This window comes from Paenibacillus ilasis, from assembly GCF_043195395.1.
Taxonomy (GTDB): domain Bacteria; phylum Bacillota; class Bacilli; order Paenibacillales; family Paenibacillaceae; genus Paenibacillus_AQ; species Paenibacillus_AQ lautus.
Map to the genome: position 1 here is coordinate 4,165,658 of NZ_JBHDJG010000001.1, position 13,161 is coordinate 4,178,818.

The window sequence follows — 13,161 nt, forward strand, 5'->3', positions numbered from 1 at the left end:
CATAAAAAACCTCCTTTCATCCCGCTCGGGGATGGAAAGGAGGTTTGGAAATGATCTAAAGCTGCTGCTGTTTAGTGCTGAGCCCAGCTGTCCAAGTACGACTTCTGTTCAGCGCTCAGGCTGTCGATGGCAATACCTAGACTTTCCAGTTTGTATAAGGCAACCTGTTCATCCAATTCGTAAGGAACATTAACTACGCGGTTACCGATGCTCTTGTACTGATCATTCACGTGTTTGAGCGACAAGGCCTGAAGCGCAAACGTCATATCCATAATTTCTGCCGGATGTCCGTCACCTGCCGCCAGATTTACCAAACGGCCTTCGGCAAGCAAATAAATCTTACGGCCATCTTTCAGATGATATTCTTCGATATTGCGCCGAACCGTCCGAACCGATTGAGAACGTTCTGATAAATCCGGTTTATTGACTTCCACGTCGAAGTGACCGGCATTGGATAAAATGGCACCGTCCTTCATGACATCAAAGTCTTCCCCACTGATGACATCGCGGTTACCCGTGACGGTCACAAAGAAGTCTCCCAATTTGGCTGCTTCGCGCATTGGCATAACGCGGAAGCCGTCCATATAAGCCTCAACGGCCTTAATCGCATCAATCTCGGTCACAATGACGTTGGCTCCAAGGCCTTTGGCACGCATGGCCACGCCCTTGCCGCACCAGCCATACCCTACGACAACGACCGTCTTGCCTGCAACCACCAGGTTGGTCGTCCGGTTAATTCCATCCCAGACTGATTGTCCGGTACCGTAACGGTTATCAAACAAGTATTTGCAATATGCATCATTCACGGCAACCATCGGAAATTTCAGAGAGCCTTCTTTCTCCAAAGATTTCAGGCGCAGGATGCCTGTCGTTGTCTCTTCCGCTCCGCCTCGAATTCCTTCAAGCAGATCCGTACGCTCGGAGTGCAGGATCGTTACGAGATCCCCGCCATCGTCGATGATCAGATCCGGTCTGGTTTCCAGTGTTGAAATGAGGTGCTGCTTGTATTCCTCAGGATCCGGGTTATATTTGGCAAACACCGTGATCCCGTCTTCTACCAAAGCGGCACATACATCATCTTGAGTGGACAACGGATTACTGCCCGTAATCGTCACTTCGGCTCCGCCAGCCTGAATGACTTTCGCCAGATATGCGGTCTTGGCTTCCAGATGCAAGGAGATGGCGACTTTCAATCCTTTGAATGGCTGTTCTTTCTCGAATTGTTCACGCACCCGGTTCAGTACCGGCATATGTGCCTGGACCCAATCAATTTTCAGATGACCTTCCGGTGCCAGTTTCAAGTCGGTAATATTGCTGGTTTGTATTGATGATGAGCTCATTTAACAGCCTCCTATGATCTGATGATTGAATTCCTGATCGTTATACGTAAATGACCCTGTGAATGCCCGAAGCTTCGTAAGGGATTTCCATCAGGCGATCCACCAGATTCAATCCATAACGATTCATGTATTCCAGGATGTTGTACACCCTCTCCTGAGGTTTCCCTTCCGGCAGCAGTGTCTGTTCAATGCGCTTCCACTGTGCCAGTGCGGCCTCATGCTGCTGTTCCAAGGCATTCCGGGATTTACTTAACAGGTAATCCATCTGCTCCAATATTTTATCTTTATTGGTTAGACCTAATTTTAACAGTCCACTTTGCATTTTGCCAAGATCTTCTATTAAAGGCTGATACAATGCTTCAAATTGTTCCCGGGTTTGACTGAATCGTTCTTCCAGATTCAACTCATCCTTGCTGGCAAGCCAAGCCTCACGCTTTTCAGACAAGCGAAGCTGAACATCCTCGAAGGACAATCCGTATTTCTCCATAAGCTTATGGACGGTTCCATCTACGATGGAGAATGACATTCTCGGGATGATCAACGGCATCTGCAAACCCAAGTCGGTAAATGCATAGCGTGTAATCGCCCAATAGGAAATCTCGCCTGGACCGAGTATCGTCCCGAGAACGGGCAGCAGCGAATCCTGCATGATCGGACGGGTCAGCACATTGTTGCTGAAGCGTTCAGGATGCTGATGCAAATCCTGAAGCAGTTCTTCTTCCGTCAGCTTAACGATGCCTTTCCGGTCTGAGAATACATGTCCTTCTCGGTAAAGCAGCAAGCGTCTGCCTTCATGCAAGTAGAACAAGTTGGCCCCATTCTCGGATACATCAGCCTGGACTTCGTAACCCCGTCCCGCGATATCCCTTGCCGCCTGCTGGTACGAAAGTCCCAGGGTTTCGTTGCGGGTAATCAGCGATTCGAATATGGGCACTTCCAACGCCCGAAGTCCCGGGTCGGCGGAATCCAGGAGTATTAGCCCATATTTGCCGAACATACAGCTGATTAGTTTAGCGAATGCCTCGCTGAGCCCAGCCGAACCGTGAAGCGATTCCTTCGCCATTTTCAGCAGATCGGCCTTATATTCGCTGTCTGCCAACTGGGTCTGGAGTGCTGCCAGCATCGCATTCCAATCTTCCGCAGCAACGTCGGTATAACTAACCGACGTCCTGAGTCCGTCCTTGGCATCAAGCTTGATCTTGGACAGCTGCTGATCCTGACTCAGAAAGTACGTATGGTTGACTTCATCCCAATCATGGTCCTCCCCGGCGATCCAAAATACAGGCACGACAGGACGATTCAAGCGCTCTTCCGCTTCGCGGGCCGCTTGAATGACGGTAATTGCTTTATATATGACAAGCAGTGGTCCGGTGAACAAACCGCTTTGTTGTCCACCAACCATGGTAACCGTTCCTGGCTGCTCCAGAAGTTGAAGGGATTTATGTACAGCGGGATGATCATTGTGTTTCTGATTGTACGTCCGAAGACAATCCGCCAGCGCTTTACGCTGAATTCGTTTGTCTTCCGAAAGATCCAGCCATTGTACCCGTTCTGCATAGCTGTGCTCGCCGCGGTAATCTTCACCGTAGAACCCGCTTACCCGGTCGAAATGATGAATATAATCCTGAGCGAGACGCGAAGCGAGGGATAATGGTTCCGGAACGATATTCATGAGGTATGCCTCCTATTCTACGTCGCAACCAAATCTAGATTGTGCATGGAATTTAATTTCTTCTATATCATTTTGCCTTTCTTGATTGTACCGAATGTTGGCATTCTGCGTCAAAGGAAAAGAATAGCCGCCGGCACGATGCCAGCGGCTATTCTTGAAGCAGCTTCCTCATATTGAGGTTCGTTTACTCAAGCGTAGGCTTTTGCAACCCAGTGTCCTTTGGACACTTCAACCAATTCCGAATCCTTCACGTCCAGTTGAACCGTTCCGTCTTCGCCTTTGGCGGCCGAGATCGGACCCTGCGTATCGTCTTCCAGCTTGAGACGCTTTTTGTTAGCCTCAATTTCCGGATCCGGAATCGGAATCGCGGACAGCAAGGTTTTAGTGTAAGGATGGATCGGATTCGCATACAGCTCTTCACTGTCTGCCAGTTCCACCATTTTGCCCAAGTACATAACCGCTACCCGGTCACTGATATGCTTGACCATGGACAGGTCATGCGCAATGAAGAGATAGGTCAGGCCAAGACGATCCTGCAAATCCTTGAGCAGGTTGACCACCTGCGCCTGAATCGAAACGTCAAGCGCCGAGATCGGCTCGTCACATATGATAAATTTAGGGTTTACCGCAAGAGCACGTGCAATCCCGATCCGTTGACGCTGACCGCCCGAGAATTCATGCGGGTAACGTGTGGAGTGGTCACTATTCAAGCCGACCATATCCAGCAGTTCCTCAATCCGCTTCTTGCGTTCAGCCCGGCTGCCGGCCATTCCGTGAATATCCAAAGCTTCTCCGATAATATCCGACACCGTAAATCTTGGATTCAGCGAGGCATACGGATCCTGGAAGATCATCTGCATATCGCGGCGCATCGCCTTCATCTTGCCCGGAGACAGCTTGTAAATATCCGTTCCGTTAAAATTAACGCTTCCAGCCGTGGGTTCATAGAGACGGAGAATCGTCCGTCCTGCTGTTGATTTACCACAACCCGACTCACCCACCATGCCAAGCGTTTCGCCTTCACGAATATAGAAGTTCAGATCGTCAACCGCTTTAAGAACCTGGCCTTTGCCTACGTTGAAATACTTCTTCAGGCCCTTTACCTCAATCAAGTGGTTATCCTTCATGAACCTTGCGCCTCCTTCGCCATCGGATGCAGATTCCAGCAGCGCGCCATGTGCGTGTCGCTGAATTCTGTTGCGCCCGGATCCACTCGTTCACAAATTCGCATAGCTTCATCACAGCGGGCGGCGAACGGACAGCCTACAGGCGGTTTAATAAGGTCCGGAGGTGTTCCGATAATCGGAATCAGCGGTTCGTCTTTCTTCTGATCCAGACGCGGCATGGAACGAAGCAATCCTTTGGTGTAAGGATGCTGCGGATTTTTGAAAATCTCCCATTTCGTTCCCGTTTCCACCACTTCACCTGCATACATCACGATGACACGGTCACACATGCCGGCCACAACGCCGAGATCATGCGTGATCAGAATGATCGAGGTGCCCAAGCGTTCCTGCATTTCCTTCATAACATCCATAATCTGTGCCTGAATGGTCACGTCGAGTGCTGTCGTCGGTTCGTCCGCAATCAGCAGGGTCGGCTTACATGCAAGCGCAATGGCAATCATCGCACGCTGCCGCATACCGCCGGAGAATTCATGCGGATACTGATTGAAGCGCTCCTCCGCATTTTTGATACCTACCAGCTTCAGCATTTCAATGGCGTGCTTTTTGGCTTCGGAGAAAGACATCCCCTGGTGCTTAATCAGCACCTCCGTGATTTGTTTACCTATTCTAATGGTCGGATTCAGCGACGTCATCGGATCCTGAAAAATCATCCCAATATCCTTACCGCGAATCGCTTCCATCTGTTTATTCGTTTTTTTGAGAAGGTCTTGTCCTTGGAAAATGACCTCACCCTTTTTTATTTCTGAGGGCGGGGACGGAATCAATCGCATAATGGTCTGGGCGGTAACACTTTTACCGCTTCCGGACTCACCGACGATGGCAACCGTCTCCCCCTTGCCGACTTCAAAATTCATGCCGCGGACTGCCTTTACTTCACCGCCGCGAACACGAAACGATACGTTGAGGTCCTTCACCTGCAAGATCGGTTCCATACCTTCCCACCTCCTATTTTTTCAATTTCGGATCAAGGGCATCACGCAATCCATCACCGAAAATGTTAAATGCTAACATCGTCAAGCTGATAAATAGAGCAGGGAATAACATCCGCCATGGATAGTACATCCATCCGGACAGGGCATCATTAATCATGGAGCCCCATGAAGCAACCGGTGCCTGAACTCCAAGACCAAGGAAGCTCAGGAAAGCCTCGGCAAAGATCGCACTTGGAACCGACAGGGTCAATGTAACGATAATCGGCCCCATTGCATTCGGAATCAAATGCCGGAACAATAGACGCGCAGTGCCCGCACCCATCGAACGTGAAGCGAGGACATATTCTCTGCTCTTAAGCTGCATAATCTCGCCCCGCACAATCCAGGACATGTTAATCCACCCGGTGATGGTTAAGGCGAGTATGATCGTTCCTAAACTTGGTTCAAATACAACCAGAAGCAAAATCGTAACGAGCAGATAAGGAATGGAATACAAAATTTCTGCAAACTTATTCATGAACTCATCGACACGGCCACCGAAATAACCCATGATGCCGCCATATATTACACCAATCATCAAGTCAATCGCAGCTGCTGCAAGACCAACGGTCAAGGAAATCCGAGCTCCCATCCAGGTACGTACAAAAACGTCGCGGCCCAGATCGTCGGTTCCAAACCAATGTTCTGATGAAGGCGGCATATTCGTATTCATCAAATCATTCGTTTCATAATCATAGTTAGAGATCATCGGGCCGATAATGGCCATGATGACAATCAGAATCATAATAACCAAGCCCGCCATAGCAAGCTTGTTCTTGCGCAATCTTTCCCAGGAATCTCTCCAGGAGGACAAACTTTCACGCTGTATTACCTCGGATTGTTTCTCATCAGGACCAATCTTCTGAAAATCTTCAGGCTTCAAGTTGAGTGCCGCAGGATGAGGCATACGTTGTTCTTTCTCCATGTCTACCTCTCCTTTCCGCCGGTCAATTTAATGCGTGGATCCACAAATACATACACGATATCTGTAACGAAACGCGCCAGCATCAGCAAGATGCCGTAGAATATGGTAATCCCCATAATGACTGTATAATCGCGGTTTGTGATACTTTCAACGAACTGCTTGCCTATGCCGCCAATACCGAAGATCTGTTCAATAACGACCGAACCGGTAATGATGTTCGCTGTCATTGGGCCGACATACGTTACGACCGGCAAGATGCCGTTACGGATAACGTGACGGAACATAATGGCGAACCAGTTAAGACCCTTGGCCTTCGCCGTCTTGATATAATCCGAATGCAGTACTTCCAGCATGCTGGATCGCGTTAATCGCGCGATAAATGCAATCGGTTGAGCAGATAGGGCCATTACAGGAAGCACATAGTCTAGCGGTCCTTCAAAACCCATGACATTGAAAATGCCCGCTTTCTCTGCGAGAACGAATTGCAACAATGACGCGAGTACAAAACTCGGTACTGCGATGCCGAGAACCGAGATAATCATGGCGATGTTGTCAATCAGCTTGCGGTGATACAGAGCTGCAAGCATCCCCAGCAGGACACCCACGATAACGGATACTACGATCGCGATAAGACCCAATCGGAGTGAAGGGCCAAATGTATCAACAATAATATCAGTGACGGATTGCCCCTGTTTCTTCATAGACAAACCAAAGTCACCCTGAACGATATTGCCCAAGTATTTCGTATATTGCTGAAATACCGGTTTATCTAAATCATACTGCTCCATCAGCCTCGCCAAAATTTCAGGCGATGGCTTTTTCTCTCCCATAAACGGATCGCCCGGTATGGCTTTCATAAGAAAAAAAGTGGCTGAGATCAGTATGAACAACGATACAAGCATATAAAAAAACTTACTCGCCACATACCTCAGCATTTCGCTAGCCTCCTGATCAGTTGTTCTAAACCAAGCCGTCTATATAATTGTATTATTCTAGAACGGAACTGGCATCCCTTAACTTTCACCAACGGACACAAGATTTGGAAACCTTGTGCTCATACAAAAAAATCGGGATATATATGAGGTTTAAATGCCCCACATATATATCCCGAACCGTAACCTTTTATAAATGGCTTACAAAAGACTACTCGATATATGCACGTGTGAAATCGATATCACCCTTATAATCCAGATGAAGGTTCTTCACCCATGGTTTAACCAGGGACACGCTAGAGTAATAGTAGATCGGCATTACAACTTGGTTGTCTTCAACGAGAATTTTCTCAGCTTTGGACATCAGCTCCATGCGTTTAGCGTTATCGCTAGTTGCATAAGCATCCTTCACAAGTTTGTCATATTCTTCGTTCTTGAAGCCAGTATCGTTGTTACCACCGTTGGATGTCCACATATCGATATAAGTCATCGGGTCGTTATAATCTGCTCCCCAACCGGAACGGGCAATTTGATAGTTCAAATCCGTACGGTTCTTCAGGAATACGCCCCACTCTTGGTTTTGTACCTTCACAGTAACACCGAGGTTATTCTTCCACATATCAGCAATAGCAAGCGCAATTTTCTTGTGGTTGTCATCGGAGTTATGGATCAGAGTAACTTCCGGTAATGTGGTATAGCCTTTTTCCTTCATACCTTGCTCGAGCAGTTTCTTAGCTTCTTCAAGATTTTCATCGAAGTAAGAATCCGCTACCTCTTTACGGTACTCGTCGGACTCACCCTTGATGCCAGGAGGAACAAATCCAAAGGCAGGAAGCTGTCCACCTTGCGTGATTTTCTCTACGATCGCCTTACGATCAATCGCCATGGCAAATGCTTTACGGATGTTCACATTGTCAAATGGTTCTTCTGTTGTGTTAAAGATATAGAAATACGTCGATGAAATCCCTTTGATCATCAGTTCATCGCCCAATTCCTTCTTGATCGCATTCAGCTGATCCGTCGGAATATTTCCTGTTGGATGTCCTGCATAATCCAATTCATCGTTACGGTAGCTTGAAAGTTCCGTTGCAGAGCTGTTCACGATACTCATTTGAACTTTTTCAAGTTTGATTGAATCCTTATCCCAATATTGGTCGTTCTTCACAAGCTCGATCTTTTGACCTTTGGTCATTTGTGAAACTTTGAACGGACCATTGCCGATCAACGTTTCCGGTTTGGTTGCCCAAGAAGCATTACCTTCAACGGAGCTGTGAATCGGGAAATAAGTTTGGAATGACATCAAGCTGAGGAAGTATGGCGTTGGGTTTGCCAGCGTAACTTCGAGCGTATAATCATCGGTTGCTTTTACGCCGACTTCATTGGCGTCTTTGATCTCTCCAAGATTGTAAGCTTCAGCGTTTTTGATGTAATAGAGCTGATACGCATATGGTGATGCAGGAGTAAAGTTCGGATCAAGTACGCGTTTCCATGCATACTCAAAATCTTTTGCCGTTACTGCATCGCCGTTACTCCATTTGGCATCTTTGCGAAGGGTGAAGACATATTTCAATCCATCTTCAGAAATATCCCATTTTTCGGCTACGCCGGCCTCTTCAGAACCATCTGCACCCTTGCGAACCAAACCTTCAAACACAGCACTGATTACCGTGTTCGACGTGTTATCCTGAGCCAAGCCCGGATCCAATGTAGGAGGGTCGGAAGCAAGGTTCATCCGGAAGACTTGCTCTTTAGGCTTGTCCGCCGTTCCGCCGTTATTGGCGCCTTCGTTCTTGTCAGCTCCACACGCGGCCAAAACTGAGCTGAAAGCAAGAATTAGCGTCATGAGAAGCAGTAATTTCTTTTGTTTCTTCATCTTGCGGTATCCCCCTCATAGATTTTAGGTATATGCTTATCGATTATACAACCAGTGGTCAAAAAAATCCAGAAATCAATAAATTGAAAAATCTGCCTGACCCAATGATCAAACAGATTTATCATATAATTCTAGTTATTAGATTGTTCTTACATCATCTTAATTATGTAGGAGAGGATGCCAAAAAATGTGAATACTATGTACCCGAAGCTCATGCTGACAAACCCGAGACGCCACACGGCGCGCAGCAGTCTTTTACCGTTAACCTTGCCTTTCCAGCGGTTCTGCGCACTGCCGATCAGCCCCGCTGCAATGAGCAGCATGAGGAGAATGAGATAGAAACCGAATTTGGACTGGAATGTATTATTAAACAAGGCGGAGACCGAAAACAGCATAAAAAATGTGGTGACATCCATGGCCAGCTCCAGCGCTTGCTTTCGATTTTTATTTCGTTGCAAGACAATGAAATAAACCAGTAAAAACGGAATGAACGGAAAAAGACTTAATGTGTGAAACAGCCCCTGCAAGAAACCCATGCTAAGACCCCCTATGTATTCATCCCCTCGATGAGCTGCGTTATCAGCTCGTGTGTTGGCACTGAAACGCCATATTTTTGACCCAAACGGACAATACTGCCGTTAATCCAGGCAACTTCCGTCGTTCTGCCGTCCATTACATCCTTAAGCATGGAAGACGTGTTACCTGAAGTCGATTGGCAGACAGATACAATCCATTCCCACAGCCCGCTTCCATAAGGAATTCCACCCGCGTCATATACGGCGATCCCTTCATTATATAACTGCCTCATAAGCCTGACTCGTTCAGGGGAAGATAACAGCTCTCCGTTAGGAATCCGCCACAATGCAGTCAAAGGATTAATGACTGCGTTCATCAGCAGTTTGCGATAAATCATCTCCTCCATTTCATTCGACAAAAAAGCTTCAAATCCTGCTCTATTCAGCTGTTTAACAAGCTCAATTTCATGATCTTCTTGAGAGAAAGCATCGAATGGGCTCCCGGCAGGTTTCATTTTGCCGATTGTCGTCGTTCCCTGACCGGCGTGCAAAACAGAGACGCTGCTTGTACGCTTGGCCCCTTCCGTAGTAATGGCTGCGTAGATCGTCCACATCGGCAGCAGGCCTTGAAGCCGCTCCAAATGGCCTGTACCGTTCTGAAAACATAGGAGTCTGCGGTGATCTTGCCCAAATAGAGCCAGCATCTCCGTTGCCATCTCTTCGATCCCTTGCTGCTTCATCATGAGGAAAAGATAATCCGCATCCGCCGCGCCACCCGACTCGGAAAAGGATGACCATGAGCAGATCGAGAAAGTATGGGCGTCAACGACCTGGTGTTGACCCATGTCCTCGATGGTTATGCCGGAAGCCCGAAGCTTGTCCGCCTGCTCCTCGCTGCGGCACCATAACGTGACACGGCAGCCTGACGCCGCAAGTTTGCCCGCATATAATAGCCCCAATGAGCCAGCTCCGATAATATGGATATTCATGATAATCCCCCATTATTGTAATCGAACACGAAGTACTAGTCCTAGTATATATCAGAACAATCTCCTATACGCACAAATAACCCGCCAAAGCGCATGAAATGCACTAATGCGGGTTACGGCTAGAGCAAGATAACCTTTACCTATTCAATTCGTTCCAGATTACCGTTTGCGTCCATTTTGAAGCGCGTCTTCAGTTCCTCGTCTTCTTCATTTAAGAAAGCAAGCCTGCGTGCCCGATCCATAATCTGAATCAGTGCCTTATAATCGTCATTGACCACATGATAGTCCGTTTTCACTTCGCTGACTTCCTTCAATAACCGTTGATTCTCACTGCGGAGCCTTGAAAGCTCCTCCTCTTTTTCACGCAAATTCTTCTCGAGCAATTTATACTGACGTGAACTTTCCTGAAGCCCGCCCTTCCACTGCCGAAGGAAACGGATAACGGCATCGATGGACAGTGTCTCTTCACTTGCACCATCATTCTTATAGACATCGTGCTCCAGTTCCTGAGCAGCCAAGCCGGCAACCTGCGGTCCGCTTACCGAAGGCTGTTTTTTATAATAACTTCTCTTTTGACGCTGAGATTTCGCCAAGCTGATAGCATCCTCATATTTCTTGCGAACGCAGCTATTCCAACGAAACCCACAAGCTGCCGATGTCCGGCCGATTCTTTCTCCCACTTCCTCAAAGGCAGCCAATTGGGTGCTGCCCTCACGAATATGACGAAGGGTCACCTCCGCCAATATCAGGTCGTCCTCTGCACTCCATGCATCCTGTCTCACTGCTGACATACCATAAAACCCTCCTAACGACATCCTAAAATAACCGTCTTCAATACCGTAAATCGGCTGCTGAATAGGGTATAAAAACTGCTTAATTCATTTCTATGCCTCTCATAGAGTTCATAGAATCTATTTGATACTAAAATGTATTTCCATTTTGATTACAGATCATACTCTTACGAAGGGAAAAGGGAAGATTCGTCCAAATTTATTCGCGAATTCAATGTCATGTTTCTGGTTAATAATAAAAAATAAAGGGTTTTCTCGAGTTAGGCGTTTACACGTTTTTCCCATAACGCTATAATGTTCATAGCAGCATTATGTGCGTACATACGAGAGGAGGATATAATCGTGGCACGGATGTTTCGAGTCCTTGGCTTTTTTACCCTGACCATCGGGTTGATGGCCTTTGCCGGAGATCATATTGAAATGGCACTGCTTTTCTTCCTGCAGACTGCATTTTTCGTGATCCTGGGATATTTGAAATTCACGGAGAGAACCTATATTCTTCTCTTCTGGGCTTATATGATCGTGACCTTCACAGGCTTTAGCTATTGGACGGTCTTCATTATGGGCAAACCACTCTAATAGGTAAACCATGCAAGCGATGCTTGAAATCCGCCGGCTCAACTTGGACAAACTGAGGAACGCTGGTGGTTTTTCCTTGCAATTAGAGAACGAGAGTACTTAAAAGAGCGATCAGGTGCTTTAGCTGCCGGATCGCTTTTTTAATGCCTAAAGGTTGATAATTGAGTCGTATACGTCATATATTGGTTAAAATGAAGGGACAAACAGCGGTTGGATTCCTTTCGACTAACAACCATTCAAGGAGGACTCCCGTTTGAATGTACGAGTAAAAAAACCTCTCCTCCCGGTCATGCTGTGTATAACCCTGTTGTTCTGCTTCATAGGGACGCCCGCTTCCGTATATTCCGAGCAGGAACTAAGCCCGGTTATGCCTGATTCGGAAGAGGCCCGCAAACTTCTGGAGGACAGCCTCTCCATCGTCGAGATTGATCATGAAATCGAACGGATAACCAAACGCATCGCCGAATTGCAGCTTCTCCAGAGCGAACTGCAAATCAAAATTCAGGATATGGGCTTGCGTATCGAAGACCGCCGCGATCGGGCGGGAGCTGTTCTTCGGTCTTATTACATGGGTGAACGGGATCATTTATTCTTCATGCTGTTGTCTGCAAAAGACGTAGCCGGTTTTTTCCGGGTCATGGACTTTTACGATATGATCATTCAAAACGACCGGGATACCCTTGCGGTATATAACAATCAGTACCGCTCACTTGCCTCCGCTCAGGCTGAAGCGGAACGCAATACAGCTCAGCTCGCCGAAGTGAAAGACAGCCTTGTCAAGCAGCGTGAACGGGTGCTGGCGCTTGAACAGCAGGTTAACGGAGCACTGACAGCCAGCGGCAACCCGGATGCTATGAAGAAGTTGATTGAGGAATTCACCCTCTACTGGGAGAACGTGGGGCTGTACGAAGTAAAGCGTCACTTCCAGGCTCTGGCTAGCGCCATGGAAAATCTGCCGCAATTCGTCCAAGGAAGCAAGAATATGTTGAAAACAAACGGCAAGGAGTACACCATCGATATCCATGAGGATGATCTCAACGCATTTTTAAGATCTGAAGATGAAATCTTTAACAGCTTTGCTTTCCATTTTGACAATGGAAAAGTAATAGCTTCAGGTGAGAGCGGAAATCTGTCGCTGCTGATTGAAGGAAAATACACCGTGATTAACGAACCGGAGAATGCCATCATGTTTCAAGTCGACAAACTTGTGTTCAATCGGCTGGAATTGCCTGACACCACACGCAAGGCGCTGCAGGAAGAATTCGACATGAACTTTTATCCTAAGCAGTTGGTGTCTTTCTTAAAAGCAACGCAGGTCTCCAGCCAAGAACAACGATTAGTGGTCAAAATGGAGCTGGATTTATAGAAAAAAGGCTGCCCCTCGCTG

12 protein-coding genes are annotated in these 13,161 nt (G+C 47.4%); 2 read left to right on the top strand and 10 right to left on the bottom strand.

What is annotated here, in order from left to right; all coding sequences use genetic code 11:
* Positions 1 to 71 precede the first annotated feature (71 nt).
* The 10 genes from ACETK5_RS18880 to ACETK5_RS18925 form a co-directional block, all read right to left on the bottom strand.
* A complete protein-coding gene (locus tag ACETK5_RS18880) occupies positions 72 to 1,340 on the bottom strand; it encodes an adenosylhomocysteinase (protein ID WP_100535949.1) in 1,269 nt (422 codons plus the stop codon).
* Positions 1,341 to 1,380: 40 nt separating this feature from the next.
* On the bottom strand, positions 1,381 to 3,012 hold the full coding sequence (gene bshC, locus ACETK5_RS18885; protein ID WP_100535948.1) for a bacillithiol biosynthesis cysteine-adding enzyme BshC: 1,632 nt from the start codon (positions 3,010 to 3,012) through the stop codon (positions 1,381 to 1,383).
* Positions 3,013 to 3,200: 188 nt separating this feature from the next.
* Positions 3,201 to 4,139 (bottom strand): ABC transporter ATP-binding protein, encoded by a 939-nt coding sequence (locus tag ACETK5_RS18890; RefSeq protein ID WP_100535947.1) that lies wholly within the window; start codon positions 4,137 to 4,139, stop codon positions 3,201 to 3,203.
* Positions 4,136 to 5,131, bottom strand: coding sequence for an ABC transporter ATP-binding protein (locus tag ACETK5_RS18895; protein WP_076320625.1), 996 nt, complete (start codon positions 5,129 to 5,131; stop codon positions 4,136 to 4,138). Before ACETK5_RS18895 ends, ACETK5_RS18890 begins: the two co-directional genes overlap by 4 nt.
* A gap of 13 nt (positions 5,132 to 5,144) precedes the next feature.
* Positions 5,145 to 6,095: an ABC transporter permease gene (locus tag ACETK5_RS18900; RefSeq protein ID WP_100535946.1), complete on the bottom strand. Its 951-nt coding sequence runs from the start codon at positions 6,093 to 6,095 to the stop codon at positions 5,145 to 5,147.
* 2 nt (positions 6,096 to 6,097) lie between these two features.
* Positions 6,098 to 7,030 carry an ABC transporter permease gene (locus ACETK5_RS18905; protein ID WP_100535945.1) on the bottom strand — a complete coding sequence of 311 codons (933 nt, stop codon included), beginning with the start codon at positions 7,028 to 7,030 and terminating at the stop codon, positions 6,098 to 6,100.
* Between the two features lie 208 nt (positions 7,031 to 7,238).
* Positions 7,239 to 8,900 carry a peptide ABC transporter substrate-binding protein gene (locus tag ACETK5_RS18910; RefSeq protein WP_100535944.1) on the bottom strand — a complete coding sequence of 554 codons (1,662 nt, stop codon included), beginning with the start codon at positions 8,898 to 8,900 and terminating at the stop codon, positions 7,239 to 7,241.
* A 149-nt stretch (positions 8,901 to 9,049) separates the two neighbouring features.
* A complete protein-coding gene (locus ACETK5_RS18915) occupies positions 9,050 to 9,436 on the bottom strand; it encodes a DUF3397 domain-containing protein (protein ID WP_100535943.1) in 387 nt (128 codons plus the stop codon).
* 11 nt (positions 9,437 to 9,447) lie between these two features.
* Positions 9,448 to 10,404 (bottom strand): ketopantoate reductase family protein, encoded by a 957-nt coding sequence (locus tag ACETK5_RS18920; protein WP_100535942.1) that lies wholly within the window; start codon positions 10,402 to 10,404, stop codon positions 9,448 to 9,450.
* A gap of 140 nt (positions 10,405 to 10,544) precedes the next feature.
* Entirely contained in the window at positions 10,545 to 11,195 is a 651-nt protein-coding gene (locus ACETK5_RS18925; RefSeq protein WP_100535941.1) for an RsfA family transcriptional regulator, read from the bottom strand.
* A 342-nt stretch (positions 11,196 to 11,537) separates the two neighbouring features.
* On the opposite strand from ACETK5_RS18925, the gene ACETK5_RS18930 reads away from it, so the two are divergent.
* Both ACETK5_RS18930 and ACETK5_RS18935 read left to right on the top strand, forming a co-directional pair.
* The gene (locus tag ACETK5_RS18930; protein WP_006209059.1) at positions 11,538 to 11,774 is read left to right on the top strand and encodes a DUF2626 domain-containing protein; all 237 of its coding nucleotides are present in this window, start codon (positions 11,538 to 11,540) and stop codon (positions 11,772 to 11,774) included.
* A gap of 253 nt (positions 11,775 to 12,027) precedes the next feature.
* The gene (locus ACETK5_RS18935) at positions 12,028 to 13,140 is read left to right on the top strand and encodes a coiled-coil domain-containing protein (RefSeq protein ID WP_100535940.1); all 1,113 of its coding nucleotides are present in this window, start codon (positions 12,028 to 12,030) and stop codon (positions 13,138 to 13,140) included.
* Positions 13,141 to 13,161: the final 21 nt, after the last annotated feature.

What these genes read in the sequence shown, in the direction of transcription:
- ACETK5_RS18880 (WP_100535949.1), bottom strand. Translation starts at nt 1,340, where the DNA reads ATGAGCTCATCATCAATACAAACCAGCAATATTACCGACTTGAAACTG.
- bshC (WP_100535948.1), bottom strand. Translation starts at nt 3,012, where the DNA reads ATGAATATCGTTCCGGAACCATTATCCCTCGCTTCGCGTCTCGCTCAG.
- ACETK5_RS18890 (WP_100535947.1), bottom strand. Translation starts at nt 4,139, where the DNA reads ATGAAGGATAACCACTTGATTGAGGTAAAGGGCCTGAAGAAGTATTTC.
- ACETK5_RS18895 (WP_076320625.1), bottom strand. Translation starts at nt 5,131, where the DNA reads ATGGAACCGATCTTGCAGGTGAAGGACCTCAACGTATCGTTTCGTGTT.
- ACETK5_RS18900 (WP_100535946.1), bottom strand. Translation starts at nt 6,095, where the DNA reads ATGGAGAAAGAACAACGTATGCCTCATCCTGCGGCACTCAACTTGAAG.
- ACETK5_RS18905 (WP_100535945.1), bottom strand. Translation starts at nt 7,030, where the DNA reads ATGCTGAGGTATGTGGCGAGTAAGTTTTTTTATATGCTTGTATCGTTG.
- ACETK5_RS18910 (WP_100535944.1), bottom strand. Translation starts at nt 8,900, where the DNA reads ATGAAGAAACAAAAGAAATTACTGCTTCTCATGACGCTAATTCTTGCT.
- ACETK5_RS18915 (WP_100535943.1), bottom strand. Translation starts at nt 9,436, where the DNA reads ATGGGTTTCTTGCAGGGGCTGTTTCACACATTAAGTCTTTTTCCGTTC.
- ACETK5_RS18920 (WP_100535942.1), bottom strand. Translation starts at nt 10,404, where the DNA reads ATGAATATCCATATTATCGGAGCTGGCTCATTGGGGCTATTATATGCG.
- ACETK5_RS18925 (WP_100535941.1), bottom strand. Translation starts at nt 11,195, where the DNA reads ATGTCAGCAGTGAGACAGGATGCATGGAGTGCAGAGGACGACCTGATA.